Origin of the sequence: Hydrogenophaga sp. PBL-H3 (assembly GCF_010104355.1) — a bacterium.
Lineage (GTDB): Bacteria > Pseudomonadota > Gammaproteobacteria > Burkholderiales > Burkholderiaceae_C > Hydrogenophaga.
On sequence record NZ_CP044972.1, the window covers coordinates 4,372,480 to 4,391,519 of the forward strand.

Annotated in this window: 20 protein-coding genes and 1 riboswitch; of the genes, 6 read left to right on the forward strand and 14 right to left on the reverse strand. The window is 65.4% G+C overall.

All coding sequences use genetic code 11. The features are described from left to right. Positions 1–95 precede the first annotated feature (95 nt). Positions 96–2,066, reverse strand: a complete 1,971-nt coding sequence (locus tag F9Z44_RS23205; RefSeq protein WP_159608510.1) for a methyl-accepting chemotaxis protein — start codon at positions 2,064–2,066, stop codon at positions 96–98. A gap of 219 nt (positions 2,067–2,285) precedes the next feature. On the opposite strand from F9Z44_RS23205, the gene F9Z44_RS20465 reads away from it, so the two are divergent. Continuing rightward, positions 2,286–2,966 carry a transglutaminase-like domain-containing protein gene (locus tag F9Z44_RS20465; protein WP_159608511.1) on the forward strand — a complete coding sequence of 227 codons (681 nt, stop codon included), beginning with the start codon at positions 2,286–2,288 and terminating at the stop codon, positions 2,964–2,966. 6 nt (positions 2,967–2,972) lie between these two features. On the opposite strand, the gene metW is transcribed toward F9Z44_RS20465, so the two are convergent. Both metW and metX read right to left on the reverse strand, forming a co-directional pair. After that, complete coding sequence (gene metW, locus F9Z44_RS20470; protein ID WP_159608512.1) at positions 2,973–3,554, reverse strand: methionine biosynthesis protein MetW; 582 nt, start codon at positions 3,552–3,554, stop codon at positions 2,973–2,975. Then, the gene (metX, locus tag F9Z44_RS20475; protein ID WP_159608513.1) at positions 3,554–4,720 is read right to left on the reverse strand and encodes a homoserine O-succinyltransferase MetX; all 1,167 of its coding nucleotides are present in this window, start codon (positions 4,718–4,720) and stop codon (positions 3,554–3,556) included. The genes metW and metX overlap by 1 nt, the downstream gene beginning before the upstream one ends. A gap of 66 nt (positions 4,721–4,786) precedes the next feature. Beyond that, positions 4,787–4,862: riboswitch (SAM riboswitch) on the reverse strand. Positions 4,863–4,912: 50 nt separating this feature from the next. Here metX and F9Z44_RS20480 point away from each other — a divergent pair. Then, entirely contained in the window at positions 4,913–5,725 is an 813-nt protein-coding gene (locus F9Z44_RS20480; protein WP_159608514.1) for a formate/nitrite transporter family protein, read from the forward strand. Positions 5,726–5,942: 217 nt separating this feature from the next. Next, positions 5,943–6,365: an RNA recognition motif domain-containing protein gene (locus F9Z44_RS20485; RefSeq protein ID WP_159608515.1), complete on the forward strand. Its 423-nt coding sequence runs from the start codon at positions 5,943–5,945 to the stop codon at positions 6,363–6,365. Between the two features lie 111 nt (positions 6,366–6,476). On the opposite strand, the gene F9Z44_RS20490 is transcribed toward F9Z44_RS20485, so the two are convergent. The 4 genes from F9Z44_RS20490 to F9Z44_RS20505 are packed head-to-tail and all read right to left on the reverse strand — an operon-like array spanning position 6,477 to position 9,537. Continuing rightward, complete coding sequence (locus F9Z44_RS20490; RefSeq protein ID WP_159608516.1) at positions 6,477–7,283, reverse strand: SDR family oxidoreductase; 807 nt, start codon at positions 7,281–7,283, stop codon at positions 6,477–6,479. A 23-nt stretch (positions 7,284–7,306) separates the two neighbouring features. After that, the gene (lptC, locus tag F9Z44_RS20495) at positions 7,307–7,978 is read right to left on the reverse strand and encodes an LPS export ABC transporter periplasmic protein LptC (RefSeq protein WP_159608517.1); all 672 of its coding nucleotides are present in this window, start codon (positions 7,976–7,978) and stop codon (positions 7,307–7,309) included. After that, on the reverse strand, positions 7,975–8,538 hold the full coding sequence (locus F9Z44_RS20500) for a KdsC family phosphatase (RefSeq protein WP_159608518.1): 564 nt from the start codon (positions 8,536–8,538) through the stop codon (positions 7,975–7,977). The genes lptC and F9Z44_RS20500 overlap by 4 nt, the downstream gene beginning before the upstream one ends. Further along, positions 8,539–9,537 (reverse strand): KpsF/GutQ family sugar-phosphate isomerase, encoded by a 999-nt coding sequence (locus F9Z44_RS20505; protein WP_159608519.1) that lies wholly within the window; start codon positions 9,535–9,537, stop codon positions 8,539–8,541. 72 nt (positions 9,538–9,609) lie between these two features. On the opposite strand from F9Z44_RS20505, the gene F9Z44_RS20510 reads away from it, so the two are divergent. The 3 genes from F9Z44_RS20510 (at position 9,610) to F9Z44_RS20520 (ending at position 13,316) form a co-directional block, all read left to right on the forward strand. Then, positions 9,610–11,595 (forward strand): monovalent cation:proton antiporter family protein, encoded by a 1,986-nt coding sequence (locus F9Z44_RS20510; protein WP_159608520.1) that lies wholly within the window; start codon positions 9,610–9,612, stop codon positions 11,593–11,595. Between the two features lie 122 nt (positions 11,596–11,717). Continuing rightward, complete coding sequence (locus F9Z44_RS20515; RefSeq protein WP_159608521.1) at positions 11,718–12,680, forward strand: MBL fold metallo-hydrolase; 963 nt, start codon at positions 11,718–11,720, stop codon at positions 12,678–12,680. Between the two features lie 90 nt (positions 12,681–12,770). Beyond that, positions 12,771–13,316: an adenine phosphoribosyltransferase gene (locus F9Z44_RS20520; RefSeq protein WP_159608522.1), complete on the forward strand. Its 546-nt coding sequence runs from the start codon at positions 12,771–12,773 to the stop codon at positions 13,314–13,316. Between the two features lie 20 nt (positions 13,317–13,336). Here the strand turns inward: F9Z44_RS20520 and F9Z44_RS20525 are convergent, their stop codons facing one another. From F9Z44_RS20525 to rpmH, 7 genes are all read right to left on the reverse strand, one after another. Then, positions 13,337–13,996 (reverse strand): hypothetical protein, encoded by a 660-nt coding sequence (locus F9Z44_RS20525; protein ID WP_159608523.1) that lies wholly within the window; start codon positions 13,994–13,996, stop codon positions 13,337–13,339. 62 nt (positions 13,997–14,058) lie between these two features. After that, a complete protein-coding gene (locus F9Z44_RS20530; RefSeq protein WP_159608524.1) occupies positions 14,059–14,550 on the reverse strand; it encodes a Crp/Fnr family transcriptional regulator in 492 nt (163 codons plus the stop codon). A gap of 106 nt (positions 14,551–14,656) precedes the next feature. After that, entirely contained in the window at positions 14,657–16,051 is a 1,395-nt protein-coding gene (mnmE, locus tag F9Z44_RS20535) for a tRNA uridine-5-carboxymethylaminomethyl(34) synthesis GTPase MnmE (protein ID WP_159608525.1), read from the reverse strand. Between the two features lie 148 nt (positions 16,052–16,199). Continuing rightward, entirely contained in the window at positions 16,200–17,909 is a 1,710-nt protein-coding gene (gene yidC / locus F9Z44_RS20540) for a membrane protein insertase YidC (RefSeq protein WP_159608526.1), read from the reverse strand. Next, a complete protein-coding gene (gene yidD, locus F9Z44_RS20545) occupies positions 17,906–18,193 on the reverse strand; it encodes a membrane protein insertion efficiency factor YidD (RefSeq protein WP_159608527.1) in 288 nt (95 codons plus the stop codon). Before yidD ends, yidC begins: the two co-directional genes overlap by 4 nt. Continuing rightward, positions 18,183–18,560: a ribonuclease P protein component gene (locus tag F9Z44_RS20550; RefSeq protein ID WP_159608831.1), complete on the reverse strand. Its 378-nt coding sequence runs from the start codon at positions 18,558–18,560 to the stop codon at positions 18,183–18,185. Before F9Z44_RS20550 ends, yidD begins: the two co-directional genes overlap by 11 nt. A 122-nt stretch (positions 18,561–18,682) precedes the next feature. Further along, complete coding sequence (gene rpmH, locus F9Z44_RS20555) at positions 18,683–18,817, reverse strand: 50S ribosomal protein L34 (RefSeq protein WP_006299042.1); 135 nt, start codon at positions 18,815–18,817, stop codon at positions 18,683–18,685. Positions 18,818–19,040: the final 223 nt, after the last annotated feature.

The following is a 19,040-nucleotide window of genomic DNA, read 5'->3' on the forward strand; positions in this document are numbered from 1 at the left end:
GTTGGTCAGATAAATATCGGCGAGTCCGGCGCTGGCTAAAGGGGCAATGAGTGCCCCGAAAGCGGGACAAACCCGTTGATCACGGCACGCATGAATCAGAAAGCATTCATATCGGTCGCCCGGTTGCGAAGGGCATGCGAGTCGTTCAGGCGGAACACCCGCACGGCATCGGTCAGGCGCGTGGCCTGTTGCCTGAGGCTGTCGGCGGCTGCCGCGCTCTCTTCCACCAGCGCCGCGTTCTGTTGCGTCACCTGATCGAGCTGGGCCACCGCGTCGCCCACCTGCGAGATGCCGTTGGACTGCTCCTCGCTGGCCGAGGTGATCTCGCCGACCAAGTCGGAGACACGCCGGACCTGAACCACGATGTTGCTCACGCGCTCGCCGGCCTGCTCGACCAGCGCGGTGCCGGCTTCCACCCGCTCCACGCTCTCGCTGATCAGCCCCTTGATTTCCTTGGCAGCCTGGGCGCTGCGTTGCGCCAGGCTGCGCACTTCGGCGGCCACCACGGCAAAACCCCGGCCTTGTTCACCGGCGCGCGCGGCTTCCACCGCGGCATTCAACGCCAGGATGTTGGTCTGGAAAGCGATGCCGTCGATCACGCCGATGATGTCGCTGATCTTGCGCGAGCTCTCCGCAATCTGCTGCATGGTCTGCACCACCTGGCCCACCGACTCCCCACCGGCCAGGGCCGCCTGGCTGGCGCCACTGGCGAGCTGGCTGGCCTGGCGCGCGCTCTCAGTGTTCTGCTGCACGGTGGCGGTCAGCTCTTCCATGCTGGCCGCTGTCTGCTCCAGGTTGCTGGCCTGCTCCTCCGTGCGCTGCGACAGGTCGGCGTTGCCGGTGGCGATCTGCGTGCTGCCGGTGACGATGCTGTCGCTGCCCTCGCGCACCTCCGAGACGATGCGCACCAGGTTGGTGTTCATGGTCTTGAGGGCATGCAGCAGTTGTCCCGTCTCGTCGCGCGACGACGATTCGATGGTGGAAGTGAGGTCGCCCGCAGCCACGGCCTGCGCCACGCCCACCGCCTGGTGCAGCGAACGCGTGACGCCACTGGCCACCGTCCACATGATCCACGCCCCTGCAGCAGACAGCAGGCTCAGCAAGACCGCCAGCGTCCAGAGGTTGCGACTGGCCGCGTTCTCACGCACACGCAGCTCCTGGGACAGGGCGGTGAACACGCCATCGATCAGGGAAAACTGGGCGTCGATCTGGCGGGTCAGCGCACCGAAGAACTCGACCGGAGGGAACGAGATGCTCTCGGCGCTGACCACGTGCTGGTCGATCAGGGCCAGCGCATCGCTGGCCGCCTGCGCCGCCGCGCTCGCCGGCGCGCCGAGCGACGACTGCAACACCGACGAGGCCGCGAAAGCCTTGTTCAACTCCTTCTGCGCATTGCCCTGGTGCAGACGGGACAACTGCCCCAGCGCACCCAGCCGGGCGCGCTGGGCCGACGTGGCCTCGCCGCGCGTAAGCACCAGCGAGCCCTGCGCGCGGGCCTGGCCCAACGTCTCGGTGAGCTGCGGCAAGTGCGCCAGGGCGGCCTGGATCATCGAGTAGGTGACGGTTTCAGGATCCAGGCTCATGCCGGACACATCGGTCACGTCGCCCAGCAGCTGCAACTGCAGCTCGATCAGCGCCGTGTGCCGCGCAAAGCTCTCGCTGCCGTTGACCGAGCGCTGGTCCACCGCGTTGGCCAGGGTCGTGAAGTCGCGCCGGGCGGCCTCCAGCTGGCTGGCGAGCTGGGCGGACGCCAGATCCGACAAGGAACCCTTGACCCGGTCGAACGCCGCATCCACCTCGGCGCGCTTGGCCTCCCGGGGCGACTTCACCGCTTCGTTGCCACCCAGATAGCCCGCGGACAGGCCCCGATGCTGCTGGGACAACTGCAGCAGCTTGATCAGATCACCGGCTGGCGCGAGACCACGGGCCTCGCCGCGCGCGGCATGGAAGGTTTGCAACTCGGCGCGCACCGCGATCGACACGGGGGCCACGAGCATCAGAAGTGCCACCACGCCGATGAGGACGAACTTGTGGGCAAAACGCAGGTTGGCAATCAGTTGCTTCATGAAAACTTCAGGGTCAGGTGCGCCGAGCGGTCCGGCGTCGTTGCAGGACTGCGCTTCGGCAGGATCGGGCCGTGGCGGGGGCCACGACCGGCTCAGGTCGGGTTTTGCACGTCATGACAAACCCTTGCCTGTGTGAGGTATCGGCCGGTGGGAGAACGAATGAAGCCGAAAAATGCGTGGCCTGCTCGCTCCCCGTCGGTCATCTGCTAAGTTGTGGCCATGAACGCGACCTCACCCCTCCCAGAACACCTCTCGTCCACCCCCAGGATCGACAGCGACCACCCCGCCGTGCAGGCCTTCGCACAACAGCACGGCCAAGGCAGCAGTGCACGCGAGCAGGCGGTGGCGCTCTACCTGGCGGTGCGCGACCAGGTGCGCTACGACCCCTACCGCATCGACCTCCGCGACCATGGGATGACCGCCAGCACGGTGCTGGCGCAGGGCTTCGGCTGGTGTGTGCCCAAGGCGGTGCTGCTGGCGGCGGTGGCACGCGCGGCCGGCATTCCAGCGCGGCTGGGCTTCGCCGATGTGAAGAACCACCTCTCCACCGAAAAATTGCGCCAGACCATGAAGACGGACGTGTTCGCGTGGCACGGCTACACCGAGCTGTGGCTCGACGGTGCCTGGCGCAAGGCCACGCCGGCTTTCAACATCGAGCTGTGCGACAAGTTCGGCCTGCTGCCGCTGGAGTTCGACGGCGTGCACGACTCGCTCTACCACGCGTTCGACCGGGCAGGCCGCCAGCACATGGAGTACGTGAACGAACGCGGCAGTTTCGACGATCTGCCGCTGGCGCAGATCAGGGCCGTGTTCGCCGAGGTCTACCCGTCGATCACGGCGGGCCAGGCCATCGAAGGCGACTTTGGGGCGGACGCAGCGCGCGAAGCTGGCCGCGTTTGAACAGGGTCAGGTGCTGAAGCGGAACACCGCGGTGCTGGCCAGCAGATTGGGCCAGCGGTGCACTTCCTCGCCTTCGTGCAGGCCGAAGCTCTTCTCGATGGTCAGACCGTTGCGACGCGCCAGCACCTCGAAGTCGGCGTGCGTTCCCACGCGGATGTTGGGCGTGTCGTACCACTGGAAGGGCAGGCGCTTGGTCACGGGCATGCGGCCCTGCACCACCGCCAGCCGGTTGGGCCAGTGAGCGAAATTGGGGAACGCCACCACACCGATGCGGCCCACGCGCGCGGTCTCGCGCAGCATGGTCTCGGCATTGCGCAGGTGTTGCAGCGTGTCGATCTGCAGCACCACGTCAAACGCGTTGTCGCCGAAGGTGCTGAGACCGTCTTCCAGGTTGAGCTGCAGCACATTGACGCCCCGGCGCACGCAGGCCAGCACTTTCGCATCGTCGATCTCCACGCCATAGCCGCTGCAGCCGCGCGTGGCCTGCAGATGGGCCAGCATGGCGCCGTCGCCGCAGCCCAGGTCGAGCACGCGCGAGCCGGGTGGCACGAGGCGAGCAATGGATTCCATCAGGCGGGTATCGCTCATCACACACCTCCCGCGATGGTCTGGTCGAAATAGGCACGCACCGCGTTGAGGTAACGCGGGTCGTCGAGCAGAAAGGCGTCGTGCCCGTGCGGTGCGTCGATCTCGGCGTAGCTCACGTCGCGCCGGTTCTCCAGCAAGGCCTTGACGATCTCGCGGCTGCGCTTGGGCGAGAAGCGCCAGTCGGTGGTGAAGCTCACCAGCAGGAATTTGGCCTGAGCTTTCGCGAGCGCCGCACTCAGGTTGCCGCCGTGCTCGCGCGCCGGGTCGAAGTAATCGAGGGCGCGGGTGATGAGCAGATACGTGTTCGCGTCGAAGTACTCGCTGAACTTGTCGCCCTGGTAGCGCAAATAACTCTCGATCTGGAACTCCACATCTTGCGTGGTGTAGCGGTAAGCCAGCTCGGCCGCCGCTGCCGGATCGGCGTCGTTGCTCGACCTCAGGCTGCGTCCGAACTTCTCGTTCATCACGTCGTCGCTGAGGTAGGTGATGTGGCCGATCATGCGGGCGATGCGCAGACCGCGCCGCGGCAGGGTGCCTTCGCGCAGGTAGTGCCCACCATGGAAATCGGGATCGGTCACGATGGCGCGGCGCGCCACCTCGTTGAACGCAATGTTCTCGGCCGTGAGGTTGGGCGCACTGGCCACCACCACCGCGTGGCGCACGCGGTCCGGGTATTGCAGCGTCCAGCTCAAGGTCTGCATACCGCCCAGACTGCCGCCCATCACGGCGGCCAGGGTCCGGATCCCCATGGCGTCCAGCAGGCGGGCCTGCGCATCCACCCAGTCTTCCACGGTCACCACCGGAAAGTCCGCACCCCAGGGTGCCCCGGTGGCCGGGTTGGTGTGCGTGGGACCGGTGGAGCCAAAACACGAGCCCAGGTTGTTGACACCAATCACGAAGAAGCGATCGGTGTCCACCGGCTTGCCAGGGCCGATCATGTTGTCCCACCAGCCTTCGCTGCGCGCGATCGGTCGACCCTGCTCATCGGCATGGCGACCGGCCACATGGTGCGAAGCGTTGAGGGCGTGGCAGATGAGCACCGCGTTGGAGCGCTCCGCGTTGAGCGTGCCGTAGGTTTCCACCACCAGCTCGTAGGCAGGCAAGGCGGCGCCGCTGCGCAGCGGCAGTGGCTCGGCGAACCGGAACGTTTGGGGCTTGACGATCAATCTGGTTTCCTGTGGGCGGCGCGCGCCCGAAAAAAATCCCGATGCCGCCAAAAGCGAGACCGGGATGCTGGACCAGGAGTCTCTTCTTTAGCGGCATTTTTAAAGCGCCCGCAATTCGGATCAAATCGGCGCTATGGGGACCAGTATAAATTGAACAGCCCCCAAACGCGCAGCTCCAACCAACACCCACCCATGTCGGAACTTTTCGGACTTGATGCCTATGCGCCGCGCGAGGTGGCCCAGCGCGTGGAGACCGTGGGCGTGGCCAAAGCACGCATGGCCACGCTGCCCTTGTGCCTGCTGGGTGTGCTGGCCGGCGCCTTCATCGGACTGGGCACGCTGTTCTTCGTCATCGTCAAGTCCGACCTCACACTGGGATTTGCCACCGGTCAGGTACTGGGAGGCGCGGTGTTTTCACTGGGTTTGCTGCTGGTGGTGGTGGCCGGCGCCGAGCTGTTCACCGGCAACAACCTGCTGGCCATGGCCTGGGCAGACCGGCAGATCACCACCCGCGAGTTGATGCGCAACTGGCTGCTGGTCTGCGCCGCCAACTTCGTGGGTGCTGCGGCGTTGGCGGTCCTGGTGCATGCGAGTGGTCACACCGGCATGAACGGCGGAGCCATCGGTCAGCAGGTGGTGCGGATTGCCCTCGCCAAGCAGGCACTGCCGTGGCAAGAGGCCTTCGTTCGCGGCATGCTGTGCAACGTGCTGGTGTGCCTGGCGGTCTGGATGGCCATGGCCGGGCGCAGCGTGGTGGACAAGGCCGTCGCCGTCGTCTTTCCCGTCACCACCTTCGTGGCTGCCGGGTTCGAGCACAGCATTGCCAACATGTACCTGTTTCCGCTGGCCATGATGATTCAGGCATCCGAAGCCACCAACGCGCCGTCTGTGACCTGGACAGGCCTGGCGGGCAACCTGCTGCCCGTGATTGCCGGCAACCTGCTCGGCGGCAGCGTGCTCGTGGGCCTGGCCTACCACGTGGTCTACCGCCGCCGCGCCCCTTGAGCGGGGCGGCGGTGTTGTAAAGCCGCGTCGACGTCAATGGGGGCGGGGGCGTCCTGAAAAATAGTTACTGTCTGCGCGACATTGCGCGCATAATCCCTTGGCGAGCGTCCAAGACGCTCGTTTTGACAAGTGATCGGTCGGTTTCGCGTGCTACAGGTTTTTGTGTGCTAACGGGGCTCCATCGCTATTTTTCTCAGTGTTATTAGGAGTCCCGACCATGGGCAACAAACTGTACGTTGGCAACCTGCCATACACCGTTCGCGACGAAGACCTGCAACAAGCCTTCAGCGCTTATGGCTCGGTCAACAGCGCCAAAGTCATGATGGAGCGCGATACCGGTCGTTCCAAAGGTTTCGGCTTTGTCGAAATGGGCAACGATGCCGAAGCGCAAGCCGCTGTTGAAGGCATGAACGGCCAATCCCTGGGCGGTCGCAGCCTGGTGGTGAACGAAGCCCGTCCGATGGAAGCCCGTCCTCCCCGCAGCGGTGGCGGCGGCTTTGGCGGCGGCCGCAGTGGTGGCGGCGGCTTCGGTGGTGGTGGCGGCAGCGACGGTGGTTTCCGCAGCCCCTACGGTGGTGGCGGCGGTGGCGGTGGCCGTCGCGAAGGTGGTGGCGGCGGCGGTGGCCGTGGCGGCTACTGATAGCCCAATTTCAGCTTGACTCGGTGAATCTTCGGATTCGCTGATCGGCCAAAAGAAAGCCCTGCGGCATAGCCCAGGGCTTTTTTCATGGGCTATCCAGAAGCTGCCGGGTCAGGCACCGTTCTGGGTTTCGCCTTGTCTGTGTTTGCGCGCCCGGCCAGACAGCACCCGATCAAACAAGGCGTTGGGCAACAGGCGCAGCAGTTTGGCCACCACACCCATCTGCCATGGAATCACCCGGTAGCTCACGCCAGCGACGATGGCATCGAACGCGCGGTCGGCAAAGGTTTCGGGGCTCAGTAGAAACGGCATGGTGTAGCGGTTCTCGCGGGTCAGCGGTGTGTCAACGTAGCCGGGCACAACGGTCACGACCGCCACCCCGCTGCCACGCATTTCTCCGCGCAGGCTCTCGCAGTACGCCACCACTGCTGCCTTGCTGGCGCAATATGCGCCGTGCCCTGGCAAACCCCGGATGGCCGCCACGCTGGCAATGCCCACCAGCGCGCCACTGCCGCGAGCGGCCATGGCGGCCACAAACGGGTGGAATGTGGCGGCCATGCCGGTGTTGTTGAGGGCGAAGGTGCGCGCCATCACATCCAGATCATCGCGCTCGGTGGTGTCCATGCCGATGCTCACGCCCGCATTGGCAACGACAACGTCGGGCACGCCCTGCGACTCCAGGCAGGCTCTACCCGCGGTCACGATGCTGTCGATGTCGGACACGTCGGCGCCGTAAACACGGCAACGATCTGCATCCCACCCGTTGGCGTCCGCAAAGGCCTGCATGTCGGCGGTGCGTCTCGCCACCAGGGCCAGCCGGTATCCGCTGCGGGCAAAGCGGGCGGCCAGCGCCTGGCCAATGCCGCTGGATGCACCGGTGATGAAGGCCAGCGGGGCCTTGGCATTGTCGGTTGGCATGGTCTTGAAGGCGAATGAGCGGTTCAGCGGGGCACCAGTTGGGCCTTCACACGGCCTTTGAAATCGGCCACGCCGGAGTCGCCCCGGTAGTCGAGTGTGTCGGCCACCAGCCGGTCGGTGCCACGCAGCAGCACCACGGGCTGATCGGACACGACGCGCTCTGGGTCGACGAACACCTTGAGGTATTCGCCCTTGAACTCCAGGCGCGGAAGGGCTTCACCGTTCGCCCCGACGGCCGCTTCGCGCACCACCACCGCATTGCCTTCCAGGATGAACTGGCTGTTGTCGGCGTTGGTGGTCACCAGTTTCGCACTGGCCACCGTGGGCCGCCCTTCGGGACCGATGTTGCGGATGCGTGCGTTGTCGATCTCGATGCGGTCGTCGTCGGGATGGTGACGCGCCTCATCACCGGCCACCTCGGACGTGAGCGTGCCTTCGGGATCAAACGCCTTGACCGAGAAGCCACGCATGAAGTAGTCGGGCTCGCTGCTCACCGGCCGTGCGGGCCGCGGCGCCTCGGGCGCGGGGGTGGCGCGCAGCAGCCAGTACGAGGCCAGTGCGAGCAGGCCCATGAGCATGACGGGCAGGTAGATCGAGACGCGATCCAACAGCTTGGGTTTGCGACGGGGTGGCCGCGCCGTCGGCTCGTTGAGGTCGACGGTGTCCAGGAAATCCAGTGGATCGGACGTGCTCATCGGGCGGCCGCCTCCAGTTCGCGGGCGTAGACACCGCTGGCCACGAGCAGCAGGTCGCACAGGTCGCGCACGGCGCCTGCGCCTGGCAGCCGTGTGGTGACGTGGTGGGCCACGGCCAGCACCTCGGCGTGGGCGGTGGAGGGCGCACAGGCAAGGGCAGCGCGGCGCAGCATGGGCAGATCGGGCCAGTCATCGCCCATGGCCGCTGCGACCGACCAGCTCAAGCCGAGTTCGGTCAGGATCTCTTCGGCCGCCGGGCGCTTGTCTTCGGTGCCAAAGCGCGTGTGCACCACGCCAAGGGCTTTCAGGCGCGCGCGCAGGGCCGCCGAGTCGCGCCCGGTGACCACAGCCGGCGTGATGCCGGCGCGCTGCAGCAGCTTGATGCCATGGCCGTCCAGGGTGTGAAAGCGCTTGAGCGCTTCGCCCGATTCGCTGAAATAAAGACCGCCGTCGGTGAGCACACCATCCACATCGAAAAACACCACGCGGATGCCCTGCGCCTGCAACAGCAATTCGGGTGTGAAGTTCAAGGCCGGGCGCAAGGCGGGCAGGTCGTTCATTCAGATCACTTTCGAGCGCATGAGGTCGTTGGCGTTGAGCGCTCCGATGAGGCGGCCACCCGGGTCCACCACCAGCACGCTGGTGATGCGGTTGGCTTCCATCACGCCGGCGGCCTCGACCGCCAGCGCATCGGCGCGCACGGTGCGTGGGTTGGGGTGCATCACGTCGTTGGCGCTCAGGGTGCGCAGGTCGGTGCTGCTGCCGGTCTTCTCGATCAGGCGGCGCAGATCGCCGTCGGTGAAGATGCCCAGCACGCGGTCGTCGGCGTCGACCACCGCGCTCATGCCCAGCCCTTTGGCGCTGATCACGCCCATCAACTCCATCAAGCTGGCCTGGGGACCGACGCGCGGCAGGTCGGCGCCGCTGCGCATGACGTCGCTCACGTGGGTGAGCAGTTTGCGCCCGAGTGCGCCGCCGGGGTGCGAGCGGGCAAAGTCGTCGGCCTTGAAGCCGCGCGCATCGAGCAGGGCCACGGCCAGCGCATCGCCCATCGCGAGTTGCGCGGTGGTGCTGGCGGTGGGCGCGAGGTTGTGGGGGCAGGCTTCCTTGTCGACCGAGCTGTCCAGCACCGCCAGGGCGTGTCGGCCCAGCGTGGAGCCAGGCCGGCCGGTGAGCGCGATCAGGGGCACGCCCATGCGCTTGATGTGCGGAAGGATGGCGGAGAGTTCGTCGCTCTCGCCGCTGTTGCTGATGCCCAGCACCACGTCGGCCGCGGTGATCATGCCCAGATCGCCATGGCTGGCTTCGGCGGGATGCACAAAAAGGGCCGGCGTGCCGGTAGAGGCCAGTGTGGCGGCGATCTTGCGGCCAATGTGACCGCTCTTGCCCATGCCCATGACCACCACACGTCCCTGGCAGGTCAGCATGCAGGCCACCGCCGTGGAGAAAGACTCGCCCATGCGCAGGGCCATGGCCGTGACGGCCTGGGCTTCTATACCGAGTGTTTCCTGGGCCATCGCCAAAGCGCGGGCGGCATCGAAGGTGGTGGGCGAACTCATGCGGTCATTATCGCCGTGGGTCTTCCCGCAGGGGCTCCCTGCGCCGCCATCGCTGGCCGTTAACATGACCGCATGACCTCGCTCGACATTGCCCTGCTGTACTTGCTGGCATCCGTATTGGGCGTGGTCGTGTGCCGGCTGCTGCGGCTGCCGCCGATGTTGGGCTACCTGGTGGTGGGCGTGCTGATCGGGCCCAATGCGCTCGCACTGGCGCAGGACTCCAGCGGCATCCGCTATCTGGCGGAATTCGGCGTGGTGTTCCTCATGTTCGTGATCGGACTTGAGTTCAGCCTGCCCAAGCTGCGCGCGATGAAGCGGCTGGTGTTCGGCCTCGGTCTGTCGCAGGTGGTGCTCACGGTGCTGATCACCACCGCAGCCTCGATGGCTCTCACCCTGCTTCTGCCCACCTGGTGGAACATCAGTTGGCAGACCGCGCTGACGCTGGGCGGCGTGATGGCCATGAGCAGCACGGCCATCGTGATCAAGCTGGTGGCCGAACGGCTGGAGCTGGAGTCCGAACACGGCAAGCGGGTGCTGGGCATCCTGCTGTTCCAGGATCTGGCCGTTGTGCCTTTGCTGGTGATCATCCCCGCGCTCGCAGCCGAGCCGGAAGACTTGCTGATTGCAGTGGGGTGGGCCAGCCTGAAGGCCGTGTTGCTGCTGGGCCTGCTGCTCACGGGCGGGCAGAAGGTGATGCGCTGGTGGCTCACGCTGGTGGCACGGCGCAAGAGCGACGAGTTGTTCATGCTCAACCTGCTGCTCATCACGCTGGGCCTTGCCTGGCTGACCGAACACGCCGGCCTGTCGCTGGCGCTGGGGGCGTTCGTGGCCGGCATGCTCATCTCGGAGACCGAGTTCAAGCACCAGGTGGAGACCGACATCCGCCCGTTCCACGACGTGTTGCTGGGGCTGTTCTTCATCACCATCGGCATGATGCTGGACTGGCGCATGGTGCTCGGCAGCTGGCCGCTGGTGCTCCTGCTTCTCACGCTCTCGGTGGTGTTCAAGCTGGCGCTCATCACCGGTCTCACGCGTGCGTTCGGCGCGCCCATGGGCGTGGCACTGCGCACCGGCCTGTACCTCGCGCAGGCCGGTGAATTCGGCCTGGTGCTGCTCACGCTGGCTGGCAACAACAACCTGATACCGCCCAACCTGTTCAACCCTGTGCTGGCGTCCATGGTGCTGTCGATGCTGGCCACGCCGTTCGTGATCATGTATGCCAACACCATCGTGACAAGGCTGGTGGGCAGCGACTGGTTGATGCAATCGGTGCAGATGACCAGCATCGCGCGCAAAGCGATCAACGCCGACAAGCACGTGATCATTTGTGGCTACGGACGCTGCGGGCAGAACCTGGCCCGCCTGCTCGAGGCCGAACGCATTCCCTACATGGCTCTCGACCTCGACCCCGACCGCGTGCGCCAGGCCGCGGCCGCTGGCCATTCGGTGGTGTTTGGCGACGCTGCGCGCCTGCAGGCGCTCATGGCCGCAGGCTTGCACCGCGCCAGCGCCGTGGTCATCACGTATCTGGACACGGCCAGCGCACTCAAGGTCTTGCGCCACACCCACGAACAGGCGGTGAACGTGCCGGTGGTGGTGCGCACGGTGGACGACATGGACCTGGAGAAACTGCGCGCGGCCGGTGCCACCGAGGTGGTGCCCGAGGCAATCGAAGCCAGCCTCATGCTGGCCAGCCACGCCCTGGCTCTGGTGGGTGTGCCCATGCGCCGCGTGATCCGTGTGGTGCAAGACCAGCGCGATGCGCGTTACAACCTGCTCAAAGGCTACTTCCATGGCGCAGACGACGATGGCGCCGATGAAATCGACCACGAGCGGCTCAACACCGTGACGCTGCCCGCTGCCGGGCGCACGGTGGGCAAAACGCTGGAGAGTCTGGCCCTGCACGCGGTGGGGGTGCGGGTGGTGAGCCTTCGCCATGCCAGCGGCATGCCGGCCACGCTGACCGACGACACCGTGCTGCAAGGCGGTGACACGCTGGTGCTCAGCGGCAAAGCACCCGCCCTGGCGCTGGCCGAGGACAAGCTGCTGTCCGGCTGAAGCGCCACGGCCCCGGGTTCAGTGAAAGCCCCGTCGATTAGGTATAGATTAAGAATCTTCGGTTCGAATCGCGACTGATTGGTATGTATGCTCGCGGTTTTCCAATGTCCGGAGTCTTTTCCATGATCGATCGCCGTTTGTTCCTGGGTGCTGGCGTGGCTGGCGCTTCCGCACTGACCTTCTCGTCCGTGTTCTCGCAAAACACCCCCAACGTCGGCGCACCGGTCCTGCCTGTGCCGGGCTTTCGCAAGATGAAGCTGGGCGCGATGGAGATCATCGCGATCAACGACGGCGCGCTGCGTCGCCCGCTGGGTGAAGAGTTTGTGCGCAACGCGCCGCTGGAGCAGGTCAAGGCCATGCTCGCGTCGCAGAACCTCTCGACCGATTACGTGGACATCCCCTTCACGCCTTACCTCATCGTCAGCGGCAACACCAAGTACCTGATCGACACCGGCTTCGCCGACAACGGTCCGCCCACCACCGGACGCCTGGCAGCCAACATGGCGGCCGCTGGCTACAAGCCCGAAGACATCGATCACGTCATCCTCAGCCACTTCCACGGCGACCACATCAACGGCCTGATCAAGAAAGACGGCTCGCTGGTCTTCCCCAAGGCGAAGGTGCACGTGCCCAATCCGGAGATGGCCTTCTGGATGGACGAGGCCAAGATGGCCGAAGCGCCACCCGCTGCCCAGGGTGGCTTCCAGAACGCCCGCCGCGTGCTCGGCAAGATCCCGGCGGACCGCCTGGTGCGCTTCGAGCCGGGTGCCGAGCTGGCACCGGGCATCCAGTCATCGGCTGCATTCGGCCACACGCCGGGCATGGCGGTTTTCACGGTGCGCTCTGAAGGAAAGTCGTTCATGTACACCGCCGACGTGACCAATGTGCCCTCGCTGTTCGCTCGCAGCCCCGACTGGGCTGTCTCGTTCGACATGGACGCCGAGATGGCGCGCCAGACGCGTCGCCGCATCTTCGACACGCTGGTGAAAGACAAGATGGCGGTGGGTGGCTTCCATTTCCCCTTCCCTGCCCTCGGCACGCTGGAGGCCTCCGGCAACGGATACCAGTTCAAACCCATGGCCTGATCGGGTCGCCATGGTCTCCCACCCCGGCCTACGCGCCGGGGTTTTTTTTGCCCGATCGATAATGGGCAACCACCTCAAACCCCGACCCCGATGGACACCTCTGCTTTCCTCAAGGCCCACATCCGAACGGTGCCCGACTGGCCCGCGCCCGGTGTGCAGTTCCGCGACATCACACCGCTGTTGCAAGACCCGAAGGTGTTTCGCGTGCTGATCGACGCCTTCGTGCACCGCTATATGGACCCGGCCCTCAAGCCTACCGTGGTGGCCGGGCTCGACGCGCGGGGCTTCATCATTGGTTCGGTGCTGGCCTACGAACTGGGCGTGGGCTTCGTGCCCATCCGCAAGAAGGGCAAGCTGCCGTTCACCACGGTGGAAGAAACCTACGAACTGGAATACGGCAGCGCCACGGTAGAGCTGCACACCGACGCGGTGAAAGCCGGTGACAAGGTGGTGCTGATCGACGACCTGATCGCCACCGGCGGGACCATGATGGCCGGACGGCGGTTGCTGGAAAAGCTGGGCGCCGAAGTCATGGAGGGTGCCGCCATCGTGGACCTGCCCGAACTCGGCGGCTCGCAGAAGCTGCGGGAATCGGGTCTGGCGTTGTTCACCCTGGTCGACTTCGCCGGGCACTGAACGCCGAGCGCGCCAGCGCGTCAGAGTTTGCCGCGCTGTGTCTCGCTGAGTGCCGCGAAGTCGCTGTGCGATTCGGGCACCGGCAGTTGGGCTTCTTCGGGTGACGGGTACGTCGGCTTGACCGAACTCTGCAGGGCCTTGCGAAACGCTGCGAGCTCTCCCTCGTCCAGCGCCTGCATCGGGGCGTGCGAGGAGCGTATGTTGGGTTTTGGGATGGCTGTGGGGTTGAAGAGTTCGGCATCGCGTCGCGTTTGCGCCGACACCGACGCACGCAAGGCCACACCCACCTGATCGTTCGCGGCGCGGCGGCGCCAATACACAGAACGCACCGCCATGCCGTGACGGGCCTTGGCGCTTTGCTGGATCCAGTTTTCGATCTCCAGCAGGTACGCGTCGGGCATGCCCTCGGCCGGCAATGCCAGGTCGATCAAGACCAGAAAACTGTCGCCATTGGCATCGAGCGTCAACACCTTGAATTCGTAGCTGGTGGACAGCACGCCGGCACGGATGAGCGACTCGCGGACCACGCCAAACAATTGCTCGCGTCGCAGGATGCGGCGACCCTTGCGTGGCGAGATCAGCGGCAGCGTGGTCTGGCCAAACGACTTGCGCACGCGCGCCAGCCGTCCCTTGCCCGATGCGTTGGTTTTCTTGGCTTGCAGCCAGTTCATGAAGGACATGGTCAAAGTGTGCACAAGGCGTTGCGCCGAGATGGTATGAACTGGGGCGCGACCCGCGGCCATCAGGTGACCGCCACCCGTTTGGGCTTGTTGTACATGCGCCGAGCCAGCACCGCAGACATGGCCACAGTCACATCCAGGGCGATCTCGGGATGGCGGATTGAAAGCTCTCGGAAACGCAGTGGCGTCATGCACCAGAGGCGGCAATCACTGCCTGCGTGAACCGTGGCGCTGCGCGGCAGGTGGCTGAAGAACGCACCTTCACCCAGCAGCGAGCCCGAGCCCACCACCGCAATGCGCACGCGCTCCTTGTCGTCTTCGTAATGCACGGTGAGCGTGCCGCTCTCGACGAAGTACACCGTGCGGTCCTTCACTCCTTGTTCGATCAGCACCTGCCCCTGCTTCAACGCGACGGGCTGCAGGTAGTTGGCCAGCACTGGCCACTGGGTTTCGCTGAGGTTCAGGGGCACCGCGTCCAGCGCGCTGCTGTGCCGCATGGCCTGGGCCAAGCCGTTGATATCGAAGCGCAAAGATGTCGGAGGTGTGACATGCATCACGTCAAGATACCCGCGACCCCCGCCACCGCGCAAGCTGAAATTACCCGTGCTTACACCTGTGCCGCCCGGCGGCATTCGCAGCGCTCCGGGCGGCGCCGTCGATCTACTTTCCGATGCAGAAACGCGAAAAAATCTCGCCGAGCAAATCGTCGGCGGTGAACTCGCCTGTGATTTCACCGAGCGCTTGTTGTGCCAGGCGCAGCTCTTCGGCCAGCAGGTCCAGATGCTCGGCCTGCGCGGCGAGCAAGGCATCGGCCTGCATCAGGTGATCGTCCACACGCTGCAATGCCTGCAGGTGGCGGGCACGCGCCATGAACAGGCCATCACCAGATTGCTGCCAGCCCGCCAGGGCCAGCAGGCGCTGGCGCAAGGCCTGCAGGCCCTCGCCCCGTTTGGCCGAGATCGCAAGACCGCCCTGCAGGTCGGTGTGCGCCGAGGGGCTTTGATCAAGCTTGTTCCACACATGCAGCACCGGCACGCCCGCCGCCACGGCCTGGGCCAGGCTGGTGGCAATCGCGGCATCGGCGCTCTGGTAGGGGGCTGTTTCGGTACGGGTCAGGTCGTGCAGGAACAGCACCACGTCGGCCTCGCGGATCCGACCCCAGGCGCGCTCAATGCCGATCTTCTCCACCTCGTCCACATCGGGGCTGTCGCGCAGGCCGGCGGTGTCCACCACATGCAGCGGCACACCTTCGATCTGGATCGTCTGCTGCACCACGTCGCGCGTGGTGCCCGCCACGGGCGTGACGATCGCGAGCTCGGCGCCTGCAAGGGCGTTGAGCAGTGAGCTCTTGCCCGCGTTGGGCTGCCCCGCAATCACCACCTGCAAACCGTCGCGCAACAAGGCGCCCTGCCTGGCCTGCGCCTGCACGTCCGCCAGGGCCTCGCGCAGCCGCCGCAGCTGCCCGGAAGCGTCGGCTTTCTGCAGGAAGTCGATGTCTTCCTCGGGGAAGTCCAGTGTGGCCTCGACCAGCATGCGCAGGTTCACCAAGGCGTCGCGCAAGCCGTGGATGCGACCCGAGAACACACCGGCCATCGAGCGCGACGCACTTCGCGCCGCCGCCTCGGTGCTCGCATCGATCAAATCGGCGACGGCCTCTGCTTGCGCGAGGTCGAGCTTGTCGTTGAGGAAAGCGCGCTCGGTGAACTCACCTGCTCGGGCCACGCGCAAAGCAGGCAGCACATCGCGTCCGACCTCAAGGCAGCGCGCCACCAACAGCTGCAACACCACCGGCCCGCCATGGCCTTGCAGCTCCAGCACATCTTCACCGGTGTACGAATGCGGCCCCGCAAACCACAAGGCCAGACCGTGGTCGATGGGCTGCCCAGCCGCATCGGCAAACGGCAAATAGGTCGCCTCGCGCGGCGTCAACACACGCCCCAGCAAAGCCTGCACAAACGGCCCCAAGCCCCGGCCCGACACCCGGACAATGCCCACCCCACCCCGACCGGGGGCGGTGGCAATGGCAACGATGGGATCACGCGAGGCAGCGAGCATGGGAGTCGAGCATAAAGACGAAGGGCCTGCAACGCAGGCCCGGCGAGGAACGAAGTGCCCCAACCCAGGGGCGTCAAGGGTCCGGCTCTGCCGGCCCAAGACGCCGTCCCCCTTTGAGGGGGGAAGCCGCGTCAGCGGCGCAGGGGGGTCAACTCTTAAAGTTCGGCATGCTGAACTTCAGCGGCACACCCAGGCGGTTGTTGATGAACGACTGTTGCGCGATGGTGAGCACGTTGTTCGTGATCCAGTACAGCACCAGGCCGGACGGGAAGAAGAAGAACATCACCGAGAACATCAGCGGCATCAACCACATCAGCTTGGCCTGCAGCGGATCCGGCGGCAGCGGGTTGAGGGCGGTCTGGATCATGGTGGTCACGGCCATCACCAGCGGGAGAATGAAGTACGGATCGGGCGAGGACAGATCGGTGATCCAGGCCATCCAGGGCGCGTTGCGCATCTCCACGCTGGAGAGCAGCACCCAGTACAGCGCGATGAACACGGGGATCTGGATCAGGATGGGGAAGCAGCCGCCCAGCGGGTTGACCTTTTCTTCCCGGTACATCTTCATCATTTCCTGCTGCATGGCCTGCGGGTTGCCCTTGAGGCGCTCGCGCATTTCCATGATGCGGGGGTTGATCTTCTTCATCTTGGCCATGCTGCGGTAGGCGCTGGCGTTGAGCCAGTAGAACGCGGCCTTGATCAACACCACGAGCAGCACGATGGACCAGCCCCAGTTGGCCACGAAGCCGTGGATCTTCTCGAGCAGCCAGTACAGCGGCTTGGCCAGGATGGTCAGCCAGCCGTAGTCCTTCACCAGCTCCAGTCCAGGAGCAATCGTCTCCAGGACCTTTTCTTCTTGCGGGCCAATGAACAGGCGGGCCTGCACGCTCTGCGTCTGGCCGGGTTCAATGGCCGCCAGGTTGGTGATGCTGCCCACGGAGAACAGCTTGTCGTCCACTTTGCGCACGAAGTTGTCGCGAGCCACGCCGTCGCCCAGCAGCCAGGCGGAAGCGAAATAGTGCTGCACCATCGCCACGTAGCCGTCGCTGGCCGTCTTGATGTACAGGTTTTCCTTCTTCTTCTCGATGTCGGCAAACTCGACCTTCTGGTACTTCTTCTCGTTGGTGTAGACAGCCGGGCCCGTGAAGGTTGAGTAGAAGGGCGTCTCGCTGCTGAGCTTGCTGCCATCGCGCACCAGTTGCAGATAGAGCTGCGGGCTCACGGCCTGCGTGCCGAGGTTCTTCACCTCGTGTTTCACGGCGATGTCGTAGCGTCCGCGCGTGAGGGTGTAGGTCTTGACCAGCTTCACGCCGCCCACATCGCCCGACTCGAAGCGCACCTGCAATTCATTCTGGCCATCGGCCAGCGCGGTCTCTGGCGTCACAAGGTTCATCGGGGTCTTGTGGGTGGGGAACGAACCACCGATCAGGCCGGTCTGGGCCACGTAGATGCGGTCAGCACCCTGGGTCAGCAAGGTGAACGGTTGAACGCTCTGGTCCTTGCTTTGCCGGGTGGCTTCGGCGTGCTTGAGCAACTCGGCGCCGATCAGCGATCCGCCTTCGGTGTTGAAGACCAGCTTGAACACATCGGTGGTCACCTCGTGGCGCGCGGCCACCGGGCTGGGCGCACCAGCTGGCGCCTCACCCGGCGCACTGACAGCCCCCGCCGATGGCACGGCCACCGCAGCGGGCACGCTGGCGTCGGATGCTGGGGCCGAGGTAGCAGCCGGAGCGGCCACCTGCGTCGAGCCGGGGAAGAAAGTGGGCTTGTGCCCATTGTGGATCTGCCATTTGTCCCAGATCAGGACCATGGACAAACCAAACACCACCCACAGGATGGACCGACGGATGTCATTCATGACGCGTTCTTCTTTGCTGAGGAGGGTGAAATCAGACGGGAAAAGAGGGCGGGCCGGGCATCGGGCACCGGATCGAAGCCCCCTTCGCACCAGGGATGACAGCGTGCAAGCCGTGCGGCCGTGAGGTAGGTGCCCGCCGCAGCACCGTGTTGCTCCAGCGCGCCGATGGCGTACGCCGAACACGTGGGCTCAAAACGGCAACCGTTGCCCAACGACGGGCTCAAGAGCAGTCGGTAAGCTTTGACGAGGCCCAGCAGCGCCTGGCGCGGCCAGTCAGACCACATCACGGGCCTCCAGCGGCGCAGCGACTTTCGGCAGCATGGCGCGAGACAACAGCTGCTCCAGCTCAGCGCGCACGGCGCGCTTGAGCGCATCCGACGTGGCACTCACAAATTGCTTGCGACTGAACTCGCTGCGCAAACGCACCACCCAGGCAGCCTGCGGCAAGGAAACCGGCTGGTGCCGTGCCACTTCGTAAATCTGGCGACGGATGGCGTTGCGCGTGACGGCCCGACGCGCCCAGCGTTTGGGCAGCAGGACACCCAGCCACGCATCGGCCACAGGAAACAACGGCTTGCCCTCGACGTGAACATCAAGGACAGCGCGGTGCAAGGCGAAGTGGGGAGTCTTGGCCACGGGCGCTCCAGCCATGACGGCCTGGAACTGCTGGCGGGACCGCAGGCGCTGGGTCACTGCACGAACGCCATCGTCTGGCTGCAGACGGGCCGGGCACAGGGACGTCGGCACGTCATGCGCCGATTCAAAGCGCCGACTCAGACAGCCAGACGCTTGCGGCCTTTGGCGCGGCGGGCGTTGATCACAGCACGGCCGCCGCGGGTCTTCATGCGAACGAGGAAGCCGTGGGTGCGGGCGCGGCGGATCTTGGAGGGCTGGTAGGTGCGTTTCATGGTGGTCTCTTACAAATCGGGAAAACCCGCAATTATCGCAAAGAAAACCCAAGTGCGGCAAGCACTTGCCCTTATCTGCAGACGATCCACTTCAGCAGCAGCCCCCTTCTGCATGACCACGATGTCCCGCCGGCCGGCTTGTGGATAAGTCTGCGGCACCCCTACAATGGCCACCGCGCCCCGCGTCATTTGTCCACAACCACAACAACATCGCATTCCCAGC